Origin of the sequence: Streptomyces sp. NPDC050564, from assembly GCF_044457265.1 — a bacterium.
Classification (GTDB): domain Bacteria; phylum Actinomycetota; class Actinomycetes; order Streptomycetales; family Streptomycetaceae; genus Streptomyces.
Genome location: NZ_JBITGS010000128.1, coordinates 1 through 1,026 on the forward strand (window position 1 = coordinate 1; position 1,026 = coordinate 1,026).

Genomic DNA, 1,026 nt, shown 5'->3' on the forward strand with positions numbered 1-1,026 from the left:
GGCAGTCAGCGGTTGGGGATGGGCCGGGAGTTGTATGAGGCGTTCCCGGTGTTCGCTGCGGCTTTTGACGAGGTCTGTGAGTATTTCGACGGGCTGCTGGGCCGGTCGTTGAAGGATGTGGTGTGGGCCGAGCCGGGCACGCCGGTGGCTGGGTTGTTGGATCAGACGCAGTTCACTCAGGCGGCGTTGTTCGCGGTGGAGACGGCGTTGTTCCGGCTGGTGTCCTGGCTGGGTCTGGTGCCGGATGCGGTGGCGGGGCATTCCATTGGTGAGATCGCTGCGGCGCATGCGGCGGGTGTGCTCTCGTTGCGGGATGCGTGCACGTTGGTGGCGGCGCGGGGGCGGTTGATGCAGGCCGCGCCCGCGGGCGGTGCCATGGCCGCGATCGAGGCGGCGGAGGCCGAGGTCCGCGAAACGCTCACCGGTTTCGCCGGGCGTGTGGACATTGCCGCGGTCAATGGTCCCACGGCGGTCGTCGTCTCCGGTGACCAGGACGCGGTCGCCGAACTGACCGGGCATTGGGCGGAACAAGGGGTCCGCACCCGCCGCCTGACGGTCAGCCACGCTTTCCATTCACCGCATATGGACGGGGTTCTGGCGGAGCTGGCGGAGGTGGCGTCGGGGTTGGAGTTCGCCGAGCCGGTCATTCCGCTGGTGTCGACGTTGACCGGGCTTCCGGTGTCCGTGGGGGAGTTGGCCGAGCCGGACTACTGGGCGCGCCAGGTTCGTGGCGCTGTCCGCTTTGCCGATGCCGTCGCCACGCTGCACGGTCTGGGTGTCCGTGCCTATCTGGAGCTGGGTCCGGACGGAACTTTGTTGGCGCTGGCGCAGCAGAGCCTGCCGGAGACGGATGTCGCTGTCTTGGCTCCCGCGCTGCGCAAGGATCAGCCTGAAACCCGCGCCTTGGCCGCGTTGCTGGCGACCGCGCATGTGCACGGTGCGCGTCTTGACTGGACGGCCATCCATCCCACCGGCCGGCAGATCGACCTGCCCGGCTACGCCTTCCAGCACACCCCCTACTGGCTG

The 1,026-nt window shown here is 68.5% G+C and carries 1 protein-coding gene; it reads left to right on the plus strand.

Annotated elements, in window-relative coordinates; genetic code table 11:
* Positions 1-12: 12 nt before the first annotated feature.
* Positions 13-1,026, plus strand: a 1,014-nt coding sequence (locus ACIBK0_RS51980) for an acyltransferase domain-containing protein (RefSeq protein ID WP_399097573.1), incomplete at its 3' end; no start/stop codon positions are given.